The following is a 24,084-nucleotide window of genomic DNA, read 5'->3' on the forward strand; positions in this document are numbered from 1 at the left end:
ATTAGCGATGGTCAGCATAGAGCAAGCCGTAGATAAACTTTACAAGGATCATTTTGGAAAAATGGTCAGTGTGCTGCTCTATGCTTCGCGCGACATCGACCCCGAAACGGCAGAAGATCTCGTCCAGGACTCCTTCTCTGCAGCGCTCACCGATTGGAAGACCAATGGCATACCGCTTAACCCCGCCGGCTGGATTTACAAAGTGTGTCGGAACAAAGCGTTGAACAAGATCAAGAAAGAAAAACGAATCGAAGGCCTTAACGAAAATACATTCCAGGAGTCCGTAGAGATGCGTTTCTCCGAATCGGTATTGGACGATCAACAGCTGAAACTGCTCTTTGCCTGTGCGCACCCTGACCTGTCTCCCAAAGTGCAGGTGGTGATCACCCTAAAATATGTTGTCAACCTGAAAGTAGACGTCATCGCCGGCGTGTTGGGGATGACCGTGGACGGCGTGGATAAATTATTACTCCGCGCCCGGCAAAAGATCAAAGACGAAAAGATCCTTTTGGAAGAGCCACCTTCCGCTGCCCTGCGACCGCGCCTGCCGACCGTGCACAAGATCATCTATCTCATCTTTAATGAAGGGTACAAATCTTTCCGCGGCACCGAAATCCTGCGCGAAGAATTATGCGAAGAGGCCTTGTTGCTGAACAAAGCCCTCATGGACGCCCACCTGGGCAACAAACACACCGCGGCCCTCCACGCCCTTATGTTGTTTAATAGCGCCCGCTTCAAATCCCGATTCGGCACCTCGGGAGAGTTGCTGAATCTCGAAAAACAGGATCGCTCACTTTGGAATAAAGCGTTGATCCAACTGGGCAATGACTTTCTTCACGCATCAAAAGGCGAAGAGATCACGTCCTACCACCTGGAAGCCTCTATTGCCTACCTGCACTGTGTGGCCCATTCGTTTGCAGACACCGATTGGGGCACGATCACGCAATTGTATGCGCGATTGCTCAATGAGCATCCCAATCCATTCGTGGAACTGAATTATGCCATCGCTCTCTTTTATTCCGGGCAACGGCTTCAGGCCTTTCAAATCTTGCATGCACTGGAGCGGCATCCCATTCTAAATCAATACTACTTATTGAACTCAGCGCTGGGAAAGCTTCATCACCTGGAAGGCAACGACATCTTGGCGAGGCAATATTTAATAAAGGCCTACGACCAAACCGGGTTTGCTAAGGAGCAGGAATTTATTCAGAAAATGATGCTCGAAATGGAAACCGGTAATTCATAAGACCGCCCCCTTGAAAGGTACTTCGGAGGTTCTATGCTGCGAAACTGCTTCTAATTTTGACCAGCAATTCTTCACACAGACCGCTGTCGGGGGTCTCGGGTAAATCCGAGCGCTTAAATAACTCTTCTACTATCTGTATTTTTTCATCAGCCCGCGCTAGAAGATCTTCATACGTAAACTCTCCCGCGCGGACGCGCAATAGCCATTCCCGTTCGGGTCGCCTCACATTCACCTTCTTAAAACGGGCAATTTCTTCCGCCATGTTCAACAAGCGAAAAACGTGCATCATATTTTTTGCGTCATAGTTCTTCCCATGCTCAACCGTATTTTCATAGCGCGCTTCGTTTCTCTGGTCCACCCATTCCCAATATTGCTTATATTCTTTGCAGTACACCGTGTAACCATCCTTATTAAAGTATAGCGTCGCAGCAGGAGCAAGGCCCTCGGGAATTGAGCTAAGAGAAACGTCATCGGCCTTTTCGTTGGAGCATATTCCACGGAATTGTCGCAATGCTTGTGAAGGTGCGAACAAGGCGTATACATCACGCATATGGTTTATGCTTACGAGGCCACACTCCTCCTGTCGATACTGCATTCTGTTCAACCATTCAGTCGCAGGGACCGAGCCTTGTCCCTGAACAATATAACAGAAATCCAAAATCGCCTTCCGTTTCTTATCCAGCGGGTTCAATATCTTTTTATTTAAACCGCGCGCTTTCTTGATTTGCGCATAGGCATATTGCCCAAAAGTTTGATTGCAAAGCCGGGACAAAAAGAATTCCGGCCGGATCAGATCCATGCCGGAGTGGCGATAAAGAATGCAATCCTCCGGGGTGTTCAAAAGCTCCAGAATATTGGGATTATTCTTTAGCAAAAGGTCGACGAATTTCCAGATCTCATAATACATCTCATCGTTTGTCGCGTTATTGATCTGATCGGTATAGGTCAATCCATAGAATTCCTTCTTGGGCAGAACAAACACGCCCTTTATATCTGTATCAGAATGTGGCAATGCCAGGCCATAGGCCTGGCTGCCACTAATACACTTCAGCAAAATGCTGGGTGAATCCTTCTGTAGTTCCTGCAACGTCATACCATGTACTTTCTGAATATTCGATTTAGCGGTTCGTCACCCCCAGCGATACTTGATTCGGGGATCGCTTTTTTGCAGATCCCAATTTGTTCACGTATATAATCATTCACCGATTCAACAGGTAAGATCGTGCTTTTCTCGTCTCCAACCGCTTTTTGGCCCAGAAGACCGTCGACCGTTTCATTCAAATCTTCTCTCATGATCGCCCGGAGTTTGTCAAATTCCATCGGCGGCACCTCCGATCGGCTGGCGATCCATTGACAAGCCAACAGCGTACGCAGCGCGTAGAAATATTTCTTCAGCCTAACCCGATTTTCCGAAAGATCATTTTCAAAAATACCATTCGTCATGCTAAGATAGTGGTGCATCGCCGCGCGGGGAGAGAAATAGAGCGGCATAAGTGCCGTCAACTCGTCAACAAAGCCAGGAACAGCTTCATACACCAGGGGTGACTGCAGCCATTCGTAAAGCGGGGCGTTTGATTTCCGGAAAAGACGAAGCGCTTTTCGCAGTTCCCATCCACTAATGTCCAGCACATCATTTACCGGAAGTTCAACGACATCACGTTGATCGCTTAGCGACAAGTAGAATTCGGCTTTATGAACATATATAAAACGCACGTCAAAGTCACTGTCGACCGACGCAAAGCCCCAGGCCCGACTTCCGGATTCGCACGCAAAGAGAATCCGAATATCGAATTCCCGCTCCAGGGCTCGCAGTTTTTCTTGGATAATAGCTTTCATGGCTCGTTTTTCGTTTGTCCTTGCAAAGCTATACTACTGGTGCGCAGCCTTTTTGCGCAGTTAATTACTTCGCGTTTATTTCTTAATGAACCAGTCTTTTTCCTGCTGAAGAGATTTTCCGCAGCGATTCGTGATTGCAAAACCTATTCGATCTCAATATCATATTTCGCCAACAACCCCACCAGTCCTTCCCTGCTGAACTTAGCTTTCTTGATCTTATTCTTCTCCGGGTCAAAAGCAAAATTGTAGGCCGTCCGAAAGTCTGCCTTCTCCAAAATTGTATTTTCAAACGTGGCGCCCGTCAGGTCGCAATTTTCAAACGTGGTGCCGCTCAAGTCCGCATTGGCAAAGTCAACCTCTTGGAGGCTGCAATTCTTTACGATCTTCTTTTTGAGCGACAGTTTATAGAACGTTGACAGGTTAAGAATGCAGTCCTCAAAATCGACGGCGAACAGGAAGGCATTACAGTTGTCAAAATGCAGCCCCAGCAACTTGCATTGTTTGAAGCGGACGTCTTGCATGGAGGTCTGATGGAGCTTGGTGTTGCTAAGGTTGCAATCCACGAACTCGCAGTCGGAGAATTTTATGTTCGAGAGATCGGCATTTACAAAAGTACATTGCTTGAACTGGCAATTTTCATACTCGTTGTTGGGTAGTTTCGTTCCGCTGAAATCTTTCTTATCGATTACTTCTTCCCAGGTGCGTTTCTTTTCCATAGCGTTGTCAAAAAAAGGGTTTTATCGGTGTTGTCAAAGGTAGTTCTTACATGCTTGCGGTACGTAGTTTTCGTTTGCGGTTCTGCAATAGCGTTGCGTGTGCGCCACTACCGCAATACCGCAACAACGCAACGTAGATGCAAGAAACGCCATTGCGACGAAATTTCAATATCTGTAGATACAATTATGAAAAAGGCCAAACGCATCGGCCTGTACCGTTTGCGTTGCATGCGGTGTTTGCGATAATATTCGATATGTATTTCACGAATATCTTACAAGAAGTGAACTAAATATTTATTTGATTGAAACACCCCAACATTCCCAAAAGCGCCTCGTTAATTCTCTCACAAAACAACACAACATAAAATGACAAGCGCTCCCCCTGCTAAGTCTTAAAGCCTGCACCAGGCATCTCTCTCCTGCTGCAGCACTCCAGACTGCGGCACACATTCACCCGACAATAGTACTACACGATCCGAGAGTTACCCAGCCATGACGTGGCGACGTGCTCCCGTGATCAAAAAGAAAATTAAAAAACAAAACCATGACAAGCGCACCTCCTGCCAAGTCTTAAGCCTGCATCGGGCATCTTCAAACCCGCTGCAGCGATTTCCGACTGTGGCATAGAACCATCCTCCTCTAATTCAGAATTTTCCAGTGGCCTCCCACACTGCAATGGCGTTGCAGTGCACGCCTCTATCTTTTCGAATTAGAGTTGTTCAAAGTCGTTTTCGATTCTCTTTTCACTTAACCAAACAACTATGGCTAATCTTTTAAAGAAAGCTATGGGCCTCTTCGTGGAATTCGATGAAGGTCCTGATGATCAACGCGCGCCGCGCAACGATTCTTCGCCAACGCCACCCCCACGCGCCACCGCACGGGCCGTGTTGAACGCGGAAGAACTCGACAAGTTCGGGAAGCACTTCGAGAAGTTGTTCGACCAGCAAAACTTGCCGGGACCGGACTACTACGAATTCATGAAGATGATGGAAACGCTCGAAGCACACATCCGCGATGAGAAGGCGCGGATCTCAGCCACGTTCGCAGCCCTGGCCATTCAAGGTTTGACAAAAGAAAAACTTGTCGAGACCGCGAAGACCTACCAGGAGATCATCCGTCACGACCAGGCGCAGTTTGAAAAAACAGCGGCGGAAAAACGTGACAAGGAGATCGGTCAGAAAATAAAAGATGTGCAAGGCCTGGAGGAAAACATTACCCGCCATGCCGAGACCATCCAAAAGCTGACCAAAGAGATCGCGGACTCCCAGCAAGCCATGGAAAAATTAAAGCAAACCATTGCCGAAGAGGAAGGCAAACTGAACAAGAACAAGCAAGGCTACCTGACGGCCTGCGAAGCCATGTTCGGAAAGATTGCAGACGACATAACCAAAATTCAAACAAACCTATAAACTATGGAAACACAAATTTTTCCCGCAGATGCACAACAATTGAAATCGTACTGGAAGCGACCCGGTGGAAAATTCGGCACGGTGGCCGGCCTGGGTATCCTCACCGCGATAGGATACTACGTGTTGCCGGTACTCACCGCGGTGGTATGGAACACTTTCAACTTCGGTGTAGCGCTGGCCTGTCTGGGTGTATTTCTCTACTGCATCACGCACCGAAAATTTCGCATGAGTCTCTTTTATCTCTATGAGATCCTCATGAAGAAACTGGTGGGCGTGGTGATCGAACTCGACCCGTTCATCATCGCGGAAGACTACATCAGCGACATGCAAGAAGAGCGTGAAAAACTCTACAAGCAAGCCACCGATGTGGACGCACAAAAGGAGAAGATCCATGCCAAGATGCGTGAAAAGGAAGGTGAGATCAATAAGCTGATGACCAAGGCGCAGGTGGCCAAAGAAAAGGGCATGATGCCCGAACTGGGCAACGCCACGCGACAGATCGGCCGCTTGAAGGAATACGTCCAACAGCTCTCGCCCATCTTCGAGAACCTGTCGCGCATCGGCGACTACCTCACCAAGGTGCACAAGAACAGCGCCTACCTCATCGAGGATGCGAAGAACGAGCTGGAGGTGAAGAAGGACCTGTACAAATCCGTGACCTCCGGCAATCGTGCACTGACCTCGGCGCTGAAGATCTTCAAAGGCGATCCGGAGAAGAAAATGATGGTGGAGCAGTCGATGGAATTTTTGAAGGAAGACATTGCCGGCAAACTGGCCAACATGAAAAAGGCCATCAGCTACTCGTCGGACTTCATGAAGTCGATCGACCTCGACAACGCTACCTACGAAAAGGAGGGCTTGAAGATGCTGGACAAATTCAATCCCGACAGCGAGTTCAAACTCACCGTGTCGTCGCGACAGTCGACCGGTACGAGTGGTAGCGACTATGGTGACCTTTTAAAATAAACAATGCAAAACAATTTTCTTAAACCAAAACAACAACTCATATGGCAGTAAAAATTAAAACATCCGGAAAAGTAGTCATGATCCTCGTCGTGCTGGCCACGATATTCGCCGCCAAAGTAGGGTGGTGGGATAAACGCCCACGCGAGGCCAAGCAATCACAAGAAATCGGCCGCGTGGCCTTGCCCGACGCGCCCGAAGCCTCGCTGGCCGGTCAGGCCATGATGTTGCCCTTGCCCGCACCGAAGGAATCCGTGAACGGCGGTACCAAGATCGTGTGGAAGATCATGGCGTGGAACTCGCAGTTCCCGCTCATGTATGCCAACGGTGGCGCGGTGACCACGCAAGGTTCCTTGCTGGACAAGGCGAAACTTCAAGTCGATATCTCGCGCCAGGACGACTGTTTCAAGTCGCTGGCCGACATCGTGAAGTTCGCGCAGGACTATAAAGACCATCCTAACTCCACCCCCGGTGTGTTCGCGTCCTTCATGGGCGACGGTATGCCGGCCTTCTTCGCCTCGTTGTCGAAGGAGTTGGAGCCGCTGGGTCCCGAGTATCAGCCCATCGCTTTCTATGCCATGGGTAAATCATACGGTGAAGACCAGTTGATGGGTCCCGCCGATTGGAAGAAGAATCCTTCCTCGGCCCTGGGTAAAACAGTAGCCTGCGTGCTGCGCGACGGTGACATGAACATCCTGTTGAAATGGGCTGGTGACAACAACCTGCGGGTGAACCCCGACGAGACGACGTTCGACAAGAACGCCATCAACCTGATCGCTGCCGCCGACTTCCTGGACGCTGGTAACAAATATATCTCCGGCTACAAAGAGAAGCGCAAGATCGTGGAGAATGGCAAGAAGCTCAGTGAAGAAGTCACGGTAGGTGTAGATGCCGTCGCCACCTGGACGCCTTGCGACGTGAACATCGCACAAAAGAAAGGTGGTCTGGTGACCATTGCCAACACCAAGCAGTATGCTTCGCAGATGCCAAACATCACGATCACCATCAAGAAGTTTGCGTATGATCACCGCACCGACATCGAGAACCTCATCATGGCCCTTAGCCAGGCGGGCGACCAGGTGAGATCGTTCAAAGAAGCCAAGGCGTTTGCCGCCAATGTATCGGCAAAAGTATATAACGAGCAAAGCGGCGACTACTGGTTGAAGTATTACAACGGTGTAACCGAAAACGACATGCAAGGTGTGCCGGTAACGCTCGGTGGTTCGATGGCTTTCAACCTGCAGGATGCTGCCAACATGTTCGGTCTTGGCAAGGATGGTATCGACCGCTACAAGATCGTCTACACTACCTTCGGTGACATTTTGTCGAAGATGTACCCGGAGTATATGGCAACTTACCCCCAGTATAGCGTGGTGGTAGATAAATCGTTCCTCGTATCGGTGATTGCCAACCACGGCGAGCTGATGGAAGGTAAGGCCTTGCAAGTGGCGTATTCGAACGAGATCACGAGCGAAGTTTCTTCGAAGTCGTACCAGATCCAGTTTGAGACGGGTAGCGCGTCGATCAAACCCGAGTCGTATAGGTTGCTGGACGAGATCCTGCAAAGCTCGGTGGTCGCCGAAGGTCTGAAGGTGGGTGTGTATGGTCACACCGACAACGTGGGTGGCGCACAATCGAACCAGGCGCTTTCGGAAGCGCGCGCCAATTCGGTGAAGAGCTACTTGTTGAGCAAAGGTTTGTCGTCTCAGCGTATTGAAGCAAAAGGTTTTGGTCCATCCAATCCCATCGCTGATAATGCCACGGCTGCGGGCCGCGCTCAGAACCGTCGTGTACAAATTGTTTTAGGTGAATAAAAAAAATGTCAATGGATATCATCAAAAGTGTGTTTCGTCCATTGACCCAGATCAAGGGCCGCACTTCCATAACGCTTGTCGTTGTGGAAGCGCTGGCGGCCCTGCTGGCCTGGGAGATCTTCGGACAACATGGACTGATCCCCACGCCCTCCAAAATTATGGTGGCCGTCGGGCGGATCGTTACCTCGGCCTATTTCACCGACAACCTGTTCAGCAGTCTCTCGCTCACCTTGTCGGGCATGGGAATTTCAATTGTCCTGGCGCTGGTGGTGAGCTATCTCTCGCTGATCCCGGTGTTCGCACCGGTGACGCGCTTCATCGTGAAGTGCCGCTACCTGACCTTGACAGGATTGATCTTTCTGTTCACTCTGTTGACGCAGGATGGTCACCAATTGAAGCTCAGCCTGCTCATCTTTGGGATCGTTCCTTTCTTCGTGACCTCCTTGTTGTCGATCATCGACAGCATCAACACACAGGAATACGATCTCTGCAAGACGCTGCGGATGAACCATTGGCAGACCCTGCTGGAGGTGGTGATCGTGGGCCGGCTGGACCAGGTATTTGAAGTGATGCGCCAGAACTTTGCCATCGCCTGGATGATGATCACCATGGTGGAAGGACTCAGCATGTCGGAGGGCGGCTTGGGCACGATGCTCATCAAGTCGAACAAGTATATCGACCTGAGCACGGTGTTTGCCATCCTGGTCATCATTTTCGGGTTGGGTATTTTCTTTGACTACTTGTTGAAGCAAATGCGCTACTGGCTTTTTCCGTATACTAAAATCGAAAAACGATCATGAACTACACAAAAAATGAGGTGCTGCTCGACGTGAAGGATGTGAGCTTAAGCTATGACAAACCCATTCTTCGCGATATCAACCTCACCATCCGCAACATTGTGCGGCCGGGTCTGGACCAGGGCCAGGTGGTGTCGCTCATCGGGCGAAGCGGAGTGGGCAAGACACAGTTGTTCAAAATTCTTGCCGGCCTGATCCAACCCGACACGGGGACGATCATGATCGGCGTCGAGCAACAAGCCGTGGAGGCCGGGCAGGTGGGGATTGTGCCGCAAAATTACTTGCTGTTCAACCATCGCTCTATCCACGACAACCTGCGCCTCGCCATGAAACATGTGACGCTGGAGAGCAAGGAGAAAGATGCCCTCATTCAAGACTATGCCGTGAAGTTTGATTTGACGGAGCATCTGAAAAAATATCCGCAGCAACTTTCCGGCGGGCAGCGTCAGCGTGTCAGCATCATTCAGCAAGTGCTCACGGGCAACCGTTTTATCCTGCTGGACGAACCGTTCTCGGGATTGGATGCGCTCATGATCGACAAGGTGATGGACCTGTTGGGCCGGGTGGCCACGTTGCACGAATGGAACACGTTGGTTATTGTGAGTCACGATGTGGAGAACTCATTGGCGATCTCGGATACGGCATTCATTTTGGCACGCGAGAAGGACAAAGAGGGCGCCACTATCACCGAGACCCTTGATCTCATCGAAATGGGGTTGGCGTGGACCCCGGGCATTCGCGAGAACCGGCAGTTCCAACAAGTGGTGTCGCAGATCAAACACAAGATCTAAGGTAACAGGTGTCCGGAAAAAAACCGGACACCTTTTTTTGTTCTTGATTTTTATTAGCCTTCAACGATGCGAATCGTCCAGAAGTCATCGGAAAGATTTTCGTTCAGCAGGTAATCGTAGGGCATGCTGTAGTAACCGGCCTTACCCCAACCCTTTCCCCAACTATTGCGCACCCAAAACCGTTTTGACGCATCGCTGTAGCCGACGGCCAGCACCGCGTGGCCACCCACTTCTTTTTCTGCGGGGGCGGGCATGTTTAGTTTACCGGTTTCGGCAACCTCATCGCTTTCAAACGATTCGTACACCGTGAAGCCGAACACGAAAGGATAGCCATCGGCGAGACAGCTTTTCATTTGCTTAAGGTCGCGGCGCACGCGGTGATAGGACAGCACCTGGTGTTTCTGTGCTTCGATGTAACACGGATCGGGGGGCAGCTTCACAAATTTCCGGATGTCATAGGGCCACATTCTTTCGGGACACACGCCGTCTTTGTTCACCGTTTTCATGCCGTCGCGGATCATGGCGCCGGCGTCGGTGTTCACCGTGCCCTCGATCACGCGTTCGTTGTAGTAGATGAAGAGCCGCGAGGGTGTGAACGCCCGCATCTTGTTTGCCTTTCGGCGAAGCTCAAATTCATAGGCGGCACCAATGGCGTTGGCCGTACAACTTCCCAGCGCTCCCTGGTCATACACGGGTGGGCAGGAATTGCGCAGATCTTTTGATGAAGGCAACTTGCGCAGCAACCGGCTCGGTGCCGAATACATCAGGTCGCGCTGATCGGGAAGATCGGGAACCCAGCCAAATTGTTTTACATGTCTTTTTTTGGTTTGAGGTTTCATACGTTTTTGGGTTTTTTTTTGGGATTAGTCCTTATGGTATCGATGTCGTTCTAGGAATTGCCGTGTAAGCGAAAAGGTTGACATATCCGGGATGGGTTGTGTTTGCCTGTGGATCAAAACAAAGCCCATCTCTCTACCACTATTCATGAAGTGCTAGACAAGATGGGCTCCCTAAACTAATGTAGAAAAGCACGCACACTTTTCCTATCGGGCGCCGGTTAATTTCAGTCCAATTGCTGTAAAATCCCTGAGTGCATGGACCTGAAAACGATTAAAAATCAGGTCACTCCCGGAAAAGCCATGCGCTTTGTATTTCCAGTTTCCCCTTGAACAAAGCCCTGCAGCCGTTGTTGTTATCACGCGACAAATCACCAACCCCTTGCCGAACATGGTCAATGGCATCTGATGCGACGATCTTATGACACAGCAGGCCCGCCAACGTTTTACCATCCTTAAAAAGTCATTCCGGCTTATCGGCAATTCCAATCCCTTGTTGTTATCGGCCGCTACGGCCTTCTTCACCACGTTTGCCCTTGCGCCCATTCTGATCAATCTTAGCCATTTGCTAAATATTTTCTTCAACGAAGACATCATCCTTCCCAAGTTGTTTGCCAAGCTGACCACGGCTTTTGGGAAAAGGGCCACGCACAGTATTGAGCGCATCGTCGAAAATTTCTTGTCGTTGGAAACCAGTACCTGGGTGACGGTGGCTTTAGCGGTGTTTTTTTATTTTGTCGCCACCACCTGGCTCAGCGCCATCCGGCAATCGATTCACCAGTTGTGGAACATCCGGGAGAAACCCCATCAAAAACTTCGGTATCACATCAAAGAGCGCCTGATCGAAATTGGATTGATCCTACTCATCGGTGCGTTGTTCCTGATCACGGTAGGGATAGACTACGGACTCGTGGCCATTCGGGAAGCGTTCACCGGCGGTGTGCTACGCGTCTTGTTTTCCATCATAAATATTTTGTTATCCGTACTCATCATTTCCACGTGGCTCGCCTGTGTGTACCGGTTCATGCCCGAGGCTCACGTGGGTTGGCGGGTAGCGCTGGCGGGAGGGCTGTGCACGGGTGTCCTTTTTGTTTTAGGGCGTTATGGCATCACTAAAATCCTGGTAGAAGGAAAATTGGGTGAGCTCTTCGGACCGTCCAGCTCCATTGCCACGATATTGCTGTTCATCTTCTATTGTTCGTTCATTTTGTATTTCGGGGCTTCGTTCACCTATGAGTACGGCAATGCTACCGGTCACCCTATCCGCCCGGCGAAATTAGGGGAGAAATACAAAGAGGAAGTGGTAGAGACGGGTACTAAAAAGGCGCCTGTGCACTGATCTTTCAGGTCAAACAAAAAAATACAAAAACAAACCGGGCGGTGCCGGGTTAAAAGAAAACTCCCGTCAATCCCCATGCAGGTCAGATCTATATTCTTTGTTGTTGTCATGCTTTGCAGCGGCCGTTTGCTAGCCCAGGAGCGGGACACCCTTGAAAATTCAGTTGAACATCAAAAGTTTCTCACCCTGGTGAATGCCAACCGCGAGCAGAGTTATGTCACCTTTGGCAGTGGCATTGGCAACCTTGAACCCCTCATCTTTGAAGCACGGCTTTCGCCCAGCTATTTCTTTACGGGTCAAAAACGCAGTTGGGCCCTCATGCTAAACCCCCAGGTTCAAATTCGCATGCTCGATAAGAAGTCGCTGCCCATCCGAAACCCGAGCTACAAGGTGTACATCACCTATTATCACGACATCAGATTCTGGCAGACCAGTTTTCTGAAAAAAATCCTCTATACCAACGCTTTGTGGTATGCGGCCGTGGCCCATCACTCTAACGGGCAGGATGGCGCGTTCTACAGTTCCGACTCCACGCACACGCCAAACCTGGAGGATGGGAACTTTGCCACAAATTTTTTAGAGTTCGGAGTGTCGTCATATCACCTGGAAAAGTTGGGCAAGAAAAATTTCTCCATTCGCGAAATAAAATTGTGGGCGGAAATCCATCCACCAAAATGGTCGATCGAAGAAATGAACAGCAGTTACGGATTCTACCGGCTCTATGCCAAGGCCGGCTTTCTCGGTCCCATGCACAAGCGAAAAGACGACGCCGTGAACCGGTGGCTGCAACAATCGAGTGTTGAACTAAAGGTTGGGTGGATCATGGGAGAAATGAATGGCGCCAGCCCGCTTCAGGCTTCCCAGCGGCTTATCGTCGATATAACCTACAAATATTATCCAACGTGGTTTGACGAGATCGCCTTCTTCCTGCGATTTTACCGTGGCCAGGACTACTACAATATTTACTACATGAACGGCGAGCTCACGCAATTGAGTGTGGGGATCACATCCAACATTATGAACTTTCAGAAGGCGGTGAAATATTTGAAATAACGAATGTAGCCATCCCTGGGCAAGTGTGGATTTCTTACCCACTTGAAAATTGCCAATGGTCGTCGTGCGGCGAGCAAGTTGGCATTATCGTCCTGGCACGGATTTTTGGTTTACAACCGTGAATTTGAAAAGATCGGTCATGGCTTTGCTGTCCAAAGCTTCCGCGGAGGAGGACAATGCGATGATTGTCATTAAAAGTCACTTCTGTTCACCTTAAACCCTGCAGTCATGAGTCCTTTCACTTTATTTCACATCAACACGACAACGCTCAACATTCACAGCGCCGCTTTCACTCATAATGGATACATACCCGCAAAATACACATGCGATGGCGCTGGGATCAATCCGCCACTGACACTCGGCGACATACCCGAGAATGTACAAACCCTGGCGCTCATCGTCGAAGACCCCGATGCACCCCACGGTACGTTCGATCACTGGCTGTTGTGGAACATTGCGCCCACGAACACGATCGAAGAGAACAGCGTCCCCGGCGAAGAAGGATTGAACAGTAAACAGAAAATCGGCTACACTGGACCCTGTCCGCCGCAGGGTGCGCACCACTATCACTTCAGGCTATTTGCCCTCGACACCATCCTCGATCTGCCCGGCGGCGTGGATAAGCATACGCTGCTAAAAGCTATGGACGGCCACGTGATCGGCACGGGCGAATTGATTGGTTTGTATAAACGACAATAATGTAAAATCAAAACTTTTAAAATTATGCCTTGGACAAAATCAGATTATCCCGATTCGATGAAGAACCTCCCGGAAGCCGTGCGCGACAAAGCGATCGACATCGCCAACGCCCTGCTGGAGGAGAAACACATGGACGACGGCATCGCCATTGCCACGGCCATTAGCCGTGCGAAAGACTGGGCTGCCAATCGCGACCAGGAGACCGAACGTCCCGAAGCGTCAAAGATCACCGACGTGAAGCAACACGGTGAAGACCGCTACGTGGTGCCCCACGAAAAAGAATGGGCCATCAAAGTGGAAGGTGAAGGAAAAGTGGAGAAGGTGTTCCACACCAAAAAAGATGCCGTGCGCCAGGCACGTCGTGAGGCGCGTTCCGTGAACGGTTCGCTCACCATTCAACAAAAGAATGGCAGGGTGGAAAAACGGATCTCGTATAATCCCCGGAAAACGGCCGTGAAGCAAAGTTGACTTATCAGACCGAATGCAAATCGCTAAGAGGCTGGCTCATAGGAGCCGCCTCTTTTTTTAGCGTTCAACGTCCTTGCGAAACGACAGTCCTTCAGTCGCGAGCGCTGTGCGTAACTTGGGCAGACTGCTGGGACCCATGCCATGCAGCATCAGTATTTCCCGCTCGCTTTGCAACGAGAGTTGTTTGAGTGTGCTTATACCCGCGTTTTCAAGAGCACGACGCGCCGGGGCACCGAGCAGGGCAAGAAAGCCGCTGTCCGGTTTGCGTTCTTGTTCGCAAACCGGACAGGTTGGACAATCGCTGCTTTTGTAGTAGGTGTGACCTTGTTTACAAACCCGCAGGTTCTTCTTCGAAGGCGACATTATTAGGCGTTGGCTTCGGAATATTTTTTAAAGTTGTCGAGAATGGCCTGCCAGCCGCCACGTTGCATCTCAACAGGGTTGACACTTTCGGGTTCGAAGGTTTCTGTGATCAGCGTCTCGGCGCCTCTTGATCCAAAGATTATTTTCACTTTGCGGCCATCGGCAATGGTATACTCTACTACTTTATGGGGAACCACGTTGGTGTAGGTGCCTTCGAAATCGAAACTGAAGCTGCCGTCTTTGGCGGCCATGGTGGTTAAGAATTTACCACCGGTGCGCAGATCATTTTCGGCTTTGGGTGCGTGCCAGTCGTCGGATGCCGCGCACCATTTTGTGATGTGTTTCGGTTCGAACCAATGCTCCCACACTTTTTCTACAGGTACTTTTACCAATGCTTCTACGGTGATCTGGGTTTTTGTTGCAGTTTCCATGATTATGTTTTGTTTTTGGTTTTGTTTGCGTTTTATGATACAAACATAACGCACAGAAACTGCCCCGGGGTTGGCAAAAAGCGACTTTTTAGCGGGCCGATTGCGACAATACGATTCCTTTTGCTTGGCCGTTTATAACAAGCTCGACGGACTATAGCCATACAAATTCTTAAACGCAGTAGAGAAGTGTGATATATTTTCAAAACCCACTTCATGATAAACATCCGTCGGTCGCTGATTTTTTTGAGCGATCAGAAAATGGGCTTGTTCCAATCTTTTTTTCAGCAGCCACTTTTCGGGAGAGGAACCAAATATCTTTTGGAAGTCGCGCTTGAAGGTGGCCAAACTCCGGCCGGTGAGCGTGGCGAATTGCTTTAGCGAAACATGATAGGTGAAATTCTGGTTCATGAACGCCTCCAGGTCTATTTTGAATGGTTCGGTGAAATCGAATAAAAAATTCTTCAGTTTCGGGTCCCGTCGCAGCAGGAGTTCGATCGCCTCCTTGGTTTTCAACTCGGCCAATGCAGGCGAAAGTTGGTCGGGTTGGTCGAAGTAAGGCAACAAGGAATCGAAATAACTTTTCAGGAATGGGTCGTGCGACAAGTTGATCATCGTTTCTCCGGTGTAGCGGCCGGGGGCATGAAGATTGTGTTCGGCGCTGTAGCGTTTGAGCGCGTGCTGATCCAAAAAAATGTTGATCGACTTGAACGGCGCACCGTCCGCACCCGGAGCCTTAACGGTTTTGGTGAGCTGATTTTTGCGGATGAGACCGATCGTGCCCTCTCCGAAAATCTGCATGCCTTGATTGGTATAGAAGTGCGATTCACCCGTCACCACATAGCCCAGCGCATGCTCGACCACCAACTGCTCGTTGCTTCTTTTTTTGTGCTCGACGCACGAATAGAGAATATTTTGCTGAAGCCGATGTATCATAGACCTTCGCCAAGTTACTTAATTTGACTCATGATCATTTTATCCATCATGCGATCGGACAGCAGTTTCCGCGCAATGACCGCCGGCTTGGCCAGGTAGCCACCCACATAACGCGCCTTGGGCCGTTTGGCTTCGATCGCCTTTCGGATCAGTTCGGCAATGACGATGGGCTCGGGGTTTTTCTCTTCCGTGGCTTTGAAAGCATCGGCAAATTTATCGGCGAGCGGTTTGTAGGCCGTGTGCCCTGAAACTTTCACAAGACTGTCGAACGCAATCCGGCCCCATTCCGATTTCACACCACCGGGTTCGATGAGGATCACATCGATGCCGAACGGTTTCACCTCGTTACGCAAGGTGTCGCTGAGTCCTTCGAGGGCAAACTTGCTGGCATGATACCACCCTCCCAGCGGGGTGGCGATCTTGCCGCCGATGGAAGAAATGTTCACGATCTTGCCGCTCTGCTGCTCGCGCATGTGGGGCAATACCAACTGGATGAGGCGTGCGGCGCCAAACAAGTTCACATCGAGTTGATACCGCGCGTCTTTTAGCGACACATCCTCCACGGCGCCATAGGATCCAAAGCCCGCGTTGTTGATGAGCACATCGATGCGTCCTTCGCTGGCGATGACCTGGCGCACGCCGTCGGACATGGACGCGTCGTCGGTCACATCCATGGCGAGAAGCTTCACGCCGTAGGCCCGGAGGTCGCTCATTTTGTCTACACGTCGGGCCGCGCCGTATACCGTGTAGCTGTGTTGCGCTAAAAATTTGGCGGTCTCTTTGCCCATTCCGGCAGACGCACCCGTGATGATGACTATTTTCTTCATGATCTTTTTATTTTATTTCTAAAATTTGAGTTGTCTTATTTCTTCGAGGTACTGGCGGTTGCGCTTCATCGAGAACAGTTCTGCGCCTATACCGATGAGGCCAAACAAGAACAGTCCAAGCCCTACGCCCCTCAGCAATTGCTTTTGCGCCAATGTGAATAAAGCTATACCCGTGGCGGTCGCCATCGAGAATATTACCAATCCCCCGATATAGGCCGTGGCCATTACTTTTTCCATGCGGCTCACTTCAGACCGCTGCAGGTCGGTGTTGCTCACGACGGGCATTTCTTTTGTTTGGATGATCCGGCGGTTGTTATGGACCACGGTGACGATGGTGGCCACAACGATGAGCGCACCCGTGCTCAACAGTGCATGTCCCAGTCCCCTTTGCAAACTCGCGCTGCCGGCAGCGTGCCATAACCATACTGCAGCAGCAATAAAGACAACGCCCAGGACGATACCCCAGATAGCCCCCTGTTTTTCGCTTGCATAATATTGAAGGATATATTCTTTCATGACCATCCGATTTGATACTTCAAAAGTCGGCGGCCATGGATTATTATTGTTTTGCCACCAGCTCAAAGTATTTTTCCCACCGGCTCATGCGTTGTGTCACCCCGTGGGTAGGGTCATTCCGAAATTTTAAATCCAGTTTTGCAGCTTTCACGCATCTTATTACCTTTGCCACCGTTAAAGTTGAATACTTAACACCATGATCACGAATCGCACATATCAAAACGAAACTGTAGGCAAGGCTTTTATCAAAGCCGTTCTTGCCAGCAGCCACATCGTCTTTATAGTAGACGGGGAGGCCAGCATGTTTCCGGATGAAAGAGGATAGTGATATGGGTTATACCTATATATAAAAAGAGCCTCTCCCATCCGGAGGGGCTTTTTTATTGTCTCCCCGCTTATTTTTCCTTAAACACACATCATTAAAAAGCTTTATGACGCTGTCATTGAAATTATTAATCATCGAAATATCACCCTGTCAGAGACATAGGTAGCGGCCACGTCATGTGCATGCGAAGCCTCTCATCTCTGATGGGAGGCTTTTTTTATGATGTGAAATCAACGCATTAATTATTCTTTACTGTACTACAAAATGAAAACGAACAGACAAATACGAAATATAGGTATCATGGCCCACGTCGATGCGGGCAAGACCACGGTCACCGAGCGCATGCTTTATTATACCGGCATGATCCACAAAATGGGAAGCGTCGATGACGGAAACACAACGATGGACACCGATCCACAGGAAGCAAAACGCGGCATCACCATTTCCTCGGCGGCCATCACCACCTATTGGGAAAGGAACAACAATTCGTACCAGGTCAACCTGATCGATACGCCCGGCCACGTTGACTTCACGGCGGAAGTAGAACGCTCGCTGCGCGTACTCGACGGCGCCGTGGCGGTGTTCTGCGCCCGGTCGGGTGTTCAACCCCAATCGGAAACTGTGTGGCACCAGGCCGACAAGTATGGCGTGCCGCGCATTGTCATGGTAAACAAGATGGACCGGCAAGGTGCGGACTTCATCCGGGTCGTAAACGAGATCCGTGAGAAGTTCCACGCGGTGGCGGTACCGATACAACTGCCCCTGGGTGCGGAGGATTCTTTTAGCGGTGTGATCGATCTCATCGGTTGGAGAGCCTTGCAATGGAACAATGCCGATGGGAAATCTTTTGAAGTGACCGACATTCCCGCAACGATGCTGGACTTGGCTGGCCATTGGAGGCAAAATATGCTGGAGCAATTAGCCCTCGTGGATGAAACGATCTTCTCAAAGTTCACCGCTTCATTGCCCGTGAGCGAAGACGAGATCAAGACAGCTTTGCGAAACGCTACCCTGTCGTTGCAGGTGACGCCGGTGTTGTGTGGTGCGGCCTTCCGCAACAAGGGTGTGCAACCTTTGCTGGACGCTATCGTGGATTATCTTCCTGCTCCGGCGGACGTTGCCACGATAACCGGAACGGATCCTGAAAATGGTCTTGCCATGGAACGGAAGACGGGCCTGGACGCACCCTTGACAGCCCTTGTGTTCAAGGTCATTGCCGACGACTATGTAGGAAAACTCGTGTTGGTGCGGGTGTATTCCGGTCATTTGGAAAGCGGACAACAAGTTCTTAACAGCCGCACCGGCAAAAAGATGCGCATGAGCCGTTTGCTGAGAGTTCTTTCCGACAGGTTCGAACCCGTAGAAACCCTTCAGGCCGGCGACATCGGCGCATTGGTGGGGTTGAAGGACGCCCGTACAGGCGATACGCTGTCTGATCCTTTACATCCCATGCAACTGGAGCGCATGGATTTTCCTGCCCCGGTGATTGGCTTTGCCATTGAAGCAAAGTCGACGGCCGATTCGGGTAAACTGGGTGAAGCGTTGTCGAAGGTGGTGGAAGAAGATCCGACGTTGAGCGTCGAGGTTGATCCGCAATCGGGACAAACCGTGTTGAAGGGCATGGGCGAACTCCACCTGGAAGTCGTGCTGGAGAAGCTGGCGTCGCGCTATGATGTGATGGTGAACAAAGGTGAACCGCGCATTGCCTATCGCGAAATGCTGACACAACCCGTTGTGCATCGCGAAGTGTTCAAGAAACAAAATGGCGGCAGTGGCAACTTTGCCGAAATCCATTTTGAATTGATCCCTACCGCAGACGGTGCGTCGGGCTTGGAGTTTGTGAACGATGTGAAAGGCGGGGCCATTCCACGCGAATTTATTTCTTCGGTGAAGAAAGGTTTCGAAGAGGGCATGCGCAACGGCGTGTTGGCCGGCTACCCGGTCGAGGCCATGAAGGTGCGACTGTTCGACGGCGCGATCCACCAGAAGGATTCGCACGCGCAGGACTTTGAAATGGCCGCGTTGCTGGGTTTTCGGGAAGCCGCCAGAAAAGCGTCTCCCCAACTGCTTGAGCCGCTCATGCGCGTGGACGTGCTGACACCGGAAGCCTACACCGGCGCGGTAACGGGCGACCTGAACCGGCGACGGGCGATCATCCGTGGAATCCATGCCAAGGCAAGTGTTCAATGGATCGATGCGGAAGTCCCGCTGTCTGACCTGTTCGGCTACGTCACGGCGCTGCGAACCCTTTCCTCCGGAAGGGCATCCGCCTCCCTGACGCTGAGCCGGTATCAACCGGTGCCGGGCAACATCGCCGGGAAGATCCTGGCAAAGGAAATGTGATCCTGAATTAACAGGCCTTCGAGAGAGGGCCTGTTTTTTTATTGCGTCGCCATTCAAGACGCTTTTCAAATCAATGATTTTTTACAATTTCTCGCATCGCGTCAGGAATAATTTTACAATAAAAAAAATGAAAACGATTCGAATCGCCGCGATCGCGATGGCCTTGTTCACCTGCCTTCCCGTTTTCGCGCAACAACCTTCATCCACTGCCACTAAGACTTCAAAAACAAAAACTATGAAACAGATCTTCATCGACAAATTCGTAATTCCTGAAAATGCAAAAGCAGAATTCTTTCAACGCATGACCTATAACCGCACCTTCCTGAAAAAGCAACCTGGGTTTATCAGCGACGCGGCCTATGAACGCAACGATGAGCACGGAAACCTGGTTGTGGTCACAGTTGCCATTTGGGAAAGTGAGGACGCCATCGCCAAGGCGAAAGCCGCGGTGCAGGAAGAGTACAAGCGCATCGGGTTTAATATGCCCGCCATGCTAGAGCGCCTAAAGATCACGATCGAACGGGCCACGTACCACGAAATGGGAGAGTAAATAAAAATGGAATACCCCGGACATGCGCACGCAGCCCGGGGTATTCACTATAATATTGTTGTGTTAGATTTTAAATTGAAAGTATGAATCCCCCTGTCCTGCGAAAGCGGGACTTTCTTTTTTAGACCTGTCGCCAAAAAATCCACTAAAATATTTGCGTAACCGAAAGGTTTCATTATGTTTGTAACCGATCGGTTACAAATAAAAAAATCATGCGCAGAGACGTATTTCAGGCCATTGCGGACCCCACGCGGCGGCAGATCATCAACATGATCGCCCACAAGCATTTGAACATCGATGCGGTGGCCGAAAATTTTGATGTGAGCCGCCCGGCGATTTCAAAGCACATCAAGATCCTTACGGAGTGCGGGCTGGTGGTGATCCGTCAGCAGGGACGCGAACGCTTCTGTGAAGCGCGCCTGGAAAAACTGAACGAGGTGTCGGATTGGGTAGAGCAGTACCGGAAATTCTGGAACACGAGACTGGATGCACTGGAAAGCTATCTCACCGAACTACAAGCCAAAAAAACGAAGCGAACGCGAAAGAAATGACGGGTCGCCGCGGTTTAAAAAAGATACAGGACTCATAATCTTCATTCAAATAAAAAACTCATGGCACAAAAAAATGAACTCATCCACGAGCCTGTGAAGAACGAGCTCGTGATCACGCGGCTCATTGCTGCCCCGCGTGCATTGACCTTCAAAGCGTGGACCGACCCCAAACATCTCGCACAATGGTGGGGCCCCAAAGGCTTTAGTGCTCCAGTTTGCCGGATGGACCCGCGCCCTGGTGGCGCCATTTATATTGAGATGCGCGGCCCCGATGGCGTGCAGTTTCCCATTCAGGGCACCGTGCGCGAAGTGGTGGTACCCGAAAAGTTTGTGTTCGTCACCACCGGCTTCGAAGATGCGCAAGGCATTCCACAAATAGAGATCCTCAACATCGTGACCTTTGCCGAAGAGCAGGGCAAAACCCGGCTCACCCTTCGTTCGTCCGTGATCCGCGCCACGCCAGAAATGGCCGAATCTGTCGCCGGCATGGAACAAGGCTGGACACAAAGCCTCGAACGTTTCGTCAACCTTGTCCCAGGTCTGCTGGCACCCGTGGTTTGCGAGCGCACTTTCAATGCTCCGATCGCCACGGTGTGGAAGGCCATCACGAATGTGAACGACATGAAGCAATGGTATTTCGATATCACCGAGTTCAAACCCGAGGTTGGCTTCACGTTTGAATTTGCGGCCGGTCCCCCCGAAAAAACTTACCTGCACCGTTGCAAAGTTGTGGAAGTCGTGCCCGGCAAAAAGCTGTGCTATAGCTGGGAGTATCCCGGCAACGAAGGCTTGTCGTACGTGACGTTCGAGTTGTTTGACGAGAGCGGTAAGACCAAACTGAAGCTCACACACGAAGGCGTGGAGACGTTCCCGTCAAACGAAAATCCGGACTTCGCCAGATCGAGCTTTGCGGGAGGATGGAACGAGATCATCAATACCCTGTTGAAAAACTTTTTGGAACCCGCATCCTGATGTCATGACCCGGACGCACGTCGGTGATGCAAGCAAAAAAATAGAACCATGCATACGATAATGTCACTACAGAAAAGCGTTGAGGTTTTCAAAACCAACGTAAACGAGAGCGCACACGCGCGGCAGCTGGTAGCCTTGCTGCAACAACACTTCCCCGGCAGCCGCATCAATTTCGATCTCGACGACTGCGATAAAGTGTTGCGGGTGGAGGGGCACAACCTGCTGGCGGGGAAGGTGATGGCCCTTATGCAGGAAAAAGGATTTCATTGCCGGATCCTCGAATAATCACTCTTCCTTTAGATTTATAGGGGCTGCTCAAGTTTTTGAGCAGCCCTTTTGCTTTATGTTGCTGTTCTTCACCGGGGGATTATTTTACAGGTCGCCGTTGTACTCCAATGGTATTTCCAAATAAAATAAATTTTGCTATTTTTAATTTCCACCCTAAACCAATCCCCGTTTTGGAAACCTCATCCGTTGACTCGTCTGCTGAAACGTTGGCTTGCGAAAATTGTCAAGCCGTTAATTCAGCCACCCAGAAATTTTGTTCACAATGCAGTTTCCCCATCGGGGGAACGAAAAACGAACAGATCGCATTCAGGAGCAACATCGCCGTCAGGACACGCATGTTGAAAGAGTCTGAGCGACATGTTAGCATCTGCAAAAAATTGCTGTATTTCCTGGCGGGGATAAACCTCCTCCTGGGGCTTTATTTCGGTTTTGCTGCGGACGATTTTCCTTCGATGATCTCCAGCATTTGTGTGGCGCTGCTCTTTCTCATTCTGACGGCGTGGGCCGATCGCAATCCTTTTGGCGCGATCCTGACGGCCTTCATTGTTTACCTTACGCTTAATGTGGTGAACATTATTGACAATCCGGCTTTGTTGTCTCGCGGGATACCCTCCAAAATAATCTGCACTGTTTTGTTTGTCGGCGGCATCCGATCGGCCCGGCAGGTCACATTGCAACGCGAAGCGCTGGAGAAACTAAAGGCCCCCGGCATTGGAAACCGCTGAACCTCTTCCAGGGTCTATGCCGGCTTGCCCAAAATGCCAAGGCCTCATTCAAGAAACGGACGCCTTCTGCGGACACTGCGGCAATCCGCTGGCCGCCACCGACCCGGATCGACGAGAAGACGTGTTCGACGTTCTCACACCCACGCTGGCCTACTACTTTATTACCCTCTTGCTGCTGGGCATCTACAAGCTCACCTCTGTTTTCCCCGAGGGATTCGAGGGTATCATCGTCATCACGGCGATTGACGTGGCCATCGTGATCGCCTTCTGGGGAAACTATTTTCAATCGCTACGGCCGCTGTTTTCTTTGCGGGGTTTGAGTTTGAAAGTGATGGCGTTCACCATCGTGGGTGCGATGGTGGGAAGTGTTGTAGTATCGGTCGTGGCTAAGTGGATCAATCTTTCTATTCAGGATGACGTGTTCTACAGCACGTACATGTTCCAGGATACCGCATATCCTTTCTTATTCTCCACACTGTTTATCGCCGTGCAACCCGCCATTTTTGAGGAGGTCGCTTTCCGGGGATTTTTGTTTGACAATCTTCTCAAGGTTACGCCCGGGAAAAGCACCGTCTATGTCACCGGTTTTGTTTTTGCCATCATCCACCTGAACATCATCAGCCTGCTGTGGCTTGTGCCACTGGGATTGGCACTGGGTTTTTTAAGAGGCAGGTATAATACACTTTGGTACGGCATGGTCGCACATTTCACCTATAATTTTTCGCTCACGGTCTTTGAGTTTCTCAGCTGGTTTTGATCCGTTGGGCTATAAACTTTACTAACCGCCGTTTTTCTTTTCTCCATTTTGTAGCACTCTAATTTTCGTGTATCTAAACACATTTCCCGGGTCGGCACCTTTTGTTGGCTTAAAACCCTTTGGATAACCCTTTGTCCGGACAACCCGTCCGGTTACTTCAACTATAACGGGAAGATGCTCCCCATCAAATAGGGTGTCTACTCTCATTAAGTTGTCGTTGGACGGCTCCAAATAATAATAATCTTTGTTCTCTTTTTCCGCGTCTTCACTCCACTGTGCACACGTGCAGGAAATGACATTGTAATACAGTGTCAACGTTTTCTCCGGTTGTTTTTGGGTAATCCTTTTGTCAACATCACGTTTTGAGTGTGCCAAACAAAACGTAAAAATTAGCAGTATAAAAAACAGGGATTTCATTTTTATAGTGTTTATATAAATGGCTACTAAACGCTTGACTTCAATCACTACTTCATGAGCGCATTGGAAGATGCCTTTCTATTCGTGATTCCCGGTTTAAGTTCCGGTGTACTTGGAAA

At 50.3% G+C, this 24,084-nt stretch carries 27 protein-coding genes; 17 read left to right on the forward strand and 10 right to left on the reverse strand.

The features are described 5' to 3' along the window. The first annotated feature begins 7 nt into the window (after positions 1 to 7). Positions 8 to 1,246: an RNA polymerase sigma factor gene (locus tag BUB30_RS31775; RefSeq protein ID WP_073142643.1), complete on the forward strand. Its 1,239-nt coding sequence runs from the start codon at positions 8 to 10 to the stop codon at positions 1,244 to 1,246. 31 nt (positions 1,247 to 1,277) lie between these two features. Here BUB30_RS31775 and BUB30_RS31780 read toward each other — a convergent pair whose 3' ends face one another. The 3 genes from BUB30_RS31780 to BUB30_RS31790 all read right to left on the reverse strand — a co-directional run bounded on the left by BUB30_RS31780 (position 1,278) and on the right by BUB30_RS31790 (position 3,798). Then, positions 1,278 to 2,339 carry a DNA polymerase beta superfamily protein gene (locus tag BUB30_RS31780; protein WP_073142645.1) on the reverse strand — a complete coding sequence of 354 codons (1,062 nt, stop codon included), beginning with the start codon at positions 2,337 to 2,339 and terminating at the stop codon, positions 1,278 to 1,280. Continuing rightward, entirely contained in the window at positions 2,336 to 3,082 is a 747-nt protein-coding gene (locus tag BUB30_RS31785) for a nucleotidyltransferase domain-containing protein (RefSeq protein WP_073142647.1), read from the reverse strand. The genes BUB30_RS31780 and BUB30_RS31785 overlap by 4 nt, the downstream gene beginning before the upstream one ends. 143 nt (positions 3,083 to 3,225) lie before the next feature. Continuing rightward, positions 3,226 to 3,798 carry a pentapeptide repeat-containing protein gene (locus BUB30_RS31790; RefSeq protein WP_073142648.1) on the reverse strand — a complete coding sequence of 191 codons (573 nt, stop codon included), beginning with the start codon at positions 3,796 to 3,798 and terminating at the stop codon, positions 3,226 to 3,228. 761 nt (positions 3,799 to 4,559) lie between these two features. On the opposite strand from BUB30_RS31790, the gene BUB30_RS31795 reads away from it, so the two are divergent. From BUB30_RS31795 to BUB30_RS31815, 5 genes are read left to right on the forward strand one after another with little or no spacing between them, the layout of a single operon-like run. Further along, a complete protein-coding gene (locus BUB30_RS31795; protein ID WP_143165168.1) occupies positions 4,560 to 5,207 on the forward strand; it encodes a DUF4047 domain-containing protein in 648 nt (215 codons plus the stop codon). A gap of 3 nt (positions 5,208 to 5,210) precedes the next feature. Then, a complete protein-coding gene (locus tag BUB30_RS31800) occupies positions 5,211 to 6,173 on the forward strand; it encodes a PspA/IM30 family protein (protein WP_073142652.1) in 963 nt (320 codons plus the stop codon). A 41-nt stretch (positions 6,174 to 6,214) separates the two neighbouring features. Next, entirely contained in the window at positions 6,215 to 7,984 is a 1,770-nt protein-coding gene (locus BUB30_RS31805) for an OmpA family protein (protein ID WP_073142654.1), read from the forward strand. 11 nt (positions 7,985 to 7,995) lie between these two features. After that, positions 7,996 to 8,784, forward strand: coding sequence for an ABC transporter permease (locus tag BUB30_RS31810; protein WP_178377247.1), 789 nt, complete (start codon positions 7,996 to 7,998; stop codon positions 8,782 to 8,784). Further along, positions 8,781 to 9,572 (forward strand): ABC transporter ATP-binding protein, encoded by a 792-nt coding sequence (locus tag BUB30_RS31815; protein WP_073142657.1) that lies wholly within the window; start codon positions 8,781 to 8,783, stop codon positions 9,570 to 9,572. Before BUB30_RS31810 ends, BUB30_RS31815 begins: the two co-directional genes overlap by 4 nt. 53 nt (positions 9,573 to 9,625) lie before the next feature. Here the strand turns inward: BUB30_RS31815 and BUB30_RS31820 are convergent, their stop codons facing one another. Beyond that, the gene (locus BUB30_RS31820) at positions 9,626 to 10,411 is read right to left on the reverse strand and encodes a C1 family peptidase (RefSeq protein WP_073142659.1); all 786 of its coding nucleotides are present in this window, start codon (positions 10,409 to 10,411) and stop codon (positions 9,626 to 9,628) included. 418 nt (positions 10,412 to 10,829) lie between these two features. Between BUB30_RS31820 and BUB30_RS31825 the strand changes: the two genes are divergently transcribed. The 4 genes from BUB30_RS31825 (at position 10,830) to BUB30_RS31840 (ending at position 13,967) form a co-directional block, all read left to right on the forward strand. Continuing rightward, the gene (locus BUB30_RS31825; RefSeq protein WP_073142661.1) at positions 10,830 to 11,747 is read left to right on the forward strand and encodes a YihY/virulence factor BrkB family protein; all 918 of its coding nucleotides are present in this window, start codon (positions 10,830 to 10,832) and stop codon (positions 11,745 to 11,747) included. Between the two features lie 75 nt (positions 11,748 to 11,822). After that, the gene (locus tag BUB30_RS31830; RefSeq protein ID WP_143165169.1) at positions 11,823 to 12,800 is read left to right on the forward strand and encodes a hypothetical protein; all 978 of its coding nucleotides are present in this window, start codon (positions 11,823 to 11,825) and stop codon (positions 12,798 to 12,800) included. 228 nt (positions 12,801 to 13,028) lie between these two features. Then, the gene (locus BUB30_RS31835) at positions 13,029 to 13,499 is read left to right on the forward strand and encodes a YbhB/YbcL family Raf kinase inhibitor-like protein (RefSeq protein WP_073142665.1); all 471 of its coding nucleotides are present in this window, start codon (positions 13,029 to 13,031) and stop codon (positions 13,497 to 13,499) included. Between the two features lie 24 nt (positions 13,500 to 13,523). Continuing rightward, the gene (locus tag BUB30_RS31840) at positions 13,524 to 13,967 is read left to right on the forward strand and encodes a DUF2188 domain-containing protein (protein ID WP_073142667.1); all 444 of its coding nucleotides are present in this window, start codon (positions 13,524 to 13,526) and stop codon (positions 13,965 to 13,967) included. 57 nt (positions 13,968 to 14,024) lie between these two features. Here BUB30_RS31840 and BUB30_RS31845 read toward each other — a convergent pair whose 3' ends face one another. The 5 genes from BUB30_RS31845 to BUB30_RS31865 form a co-directional block, all read right to left on the reverse strand. Beyond that, positions 14,025 to 14,330, reverse strand: a complete 306-nt coding sequence (locus tag BUB30_RS31845; RefSeq protein ID WP_073142669.1) for an RNA polymerase alpha subunit C-terminal domain-containing protein — start codon at positions 14,328 to 14,330, stop codon at positions 14,025 to 14,027. A 2-nt stretch (positions 14,331 to 14,332) separates the two neighbouring features. Next, positions 14,333 to 14,761, reverse strand: coding sequence for an SRPBCC family protein (locus tag BUB30_RS31850; protein WP_073143445.1), 429 nt, complete (start codon positions 14,759 to 14,761; stop codon positions 14,333 to 14,335). Between the two features lie 132 nt (positions 14,762 to 14,893). Continuing rightward, positions 14,894 to 15,694, reverse strand: coding sequence for a helix-turn-helix domain-containing protein (locus BUB30_RS31855; RefSeq protein WP_073142671.1), 801 nt, complete (start codon positions 15,692 to 15,694; stop codon positions 14,894 to 14,896). Positions 15,695 to 15,708: 14 nt separating this feature from the next. Next, positions 15,709 to 16,521, reverse strand: coding sequence for an oxidoreductase (locus tag BUB30_RS31860; protein ID WP_073142673.1), 813 nt, complete (start codon positions 16,519 to 16,521; stop codon positions 15,709 to 15,711). Positions 16,522 to 16,539: 18 nt separating this feature from the next. Next, positions 16,540 to 17,037 (reverse strand): hypothetical protein, encoded by a 498-nt coding sequence (locus BUB30_RS31865; protein WP_143165170.1) that lies wholly within the window; start codon positions 17,035 to 17,037, stop codon positions 16,540 to 16,542. A gap of 589 nt (positions 17,038 to 17,626) precedes the next feature. On the opposite strand from BUB30_RS31865, the gene fusA reads away from it, so the two are divergent. The 7 genes from fusA to BUB30_RS31905 all read left to right on the forward strand — a co-directional run bounded on the left by fusA (position 17,627) and on the right by BUB30_RS31905 (position 23,548). After that, a complete protein-coding gene (gene fusA / locus BUB30_RS31870) occupies positions 17,627 to 19,705 on the forward strand; it encodes an elongation factor G (RefSeq protein WP_073142677.1) in 2,079 nt (692 codons plus the stop codon). 235 nt (positions 19,706 to 19,940) lie between these two features. Next, positions 19,941 to 20,255, forward strand: a complete 315-nt coding sequence (locus tag BUB30_RS31875) for an antibiotic biosynthesis monooxygenase family protein (protein WP_073142678.1) — start codon at positions 19,941 to 19,943, stop codon at positions 20,253 to 20,255. 212 nt (positions 20,256 to 20,467) lie between these two features. After that, positions 20,468 to 20,806: an ArsR/SmtB family transcription factor gene (locus BUB30_RS31880; RefSeq protein WP_073142680.1), complete on the forward strand. Its 339-nt coding sequence runs from the start codon at positions 20,468 to 20,470 to the stop codon at positions 20,804 to 20,806. Positions 20,807 to 20,866: 60 nt separating this feature from the next. After that, complete coding sequence (locus BUB30_RS35730; protein WP_084138512.1) at positions 20,867 to 21,778, forward strand: SRPBCC family protein; 912 nt, start codon at positions 20,867 to 20,869, stop codon at positions 21,776 to 21,778. Positions 21,779 to 21,826: 48 nt separating this feature from the next. Beyond that, positions 21,827 to 22,063: a hypothetical protein gene (locus BUB30_RS31895; protein WP_221408836.1), complete on the forward strand. Its 237-nt coding sequence runs from the start codon at positions 21,827 to 21,829 to the stop codon at positions 22,061 to 22,063. 173 nt (positions 22,064 to 22,236) lie between these two features. After that, entirely contained in the window at positions 22,237 to 22,791 is a 555-nt protein-coding gene (locus BUB30_RS31900) for a hypothetical protein (RefSeq protein WP_143165171.1), read from the forward strand. Positions 22,792 to 22,807: 16 nt separating this feature from the next. Beyond that, a complete protein-coding gene (locus tag BUB30_RS31905; RefSeq protein WP_073142686.1) occupies positions 22,808 to 23,548 on the forward strand; it encodes a CPBP family intramembrane glutamic endopeptidase in 741 nt (246 codons plus the stop codon). A 21-nt stretch (positions 23,549 to 23,569) separates the two neighbouring features. On the opposite strand, the gene BUB30_RS31910 is transcribed toward BUB30_RS31905, so the two are convergent. Further along, positions 23,570 to 23,965, reverse strand: a complete 396-nt coding sequence (locus tag BUB30_RS31910; RefSeq protein WP_073142688.1) for a hypothetical protein — start codon at positions 23,963 to 23,965, stop codon at positions 23,570 to 23,572. Positions 23,966 to 24,084: the final 119 nt, after the last annotated feature.

This window comes from Chryseolinea serpens (assembly GCF_900129725.1).
Taxonomy (GTDB): domain Bacteria; phylum Bacteroidota; class Bacteroidia; order Cytophagales; family Cyclobacteriaceae; genus Chryseolinea; species Chryseolinea serpens.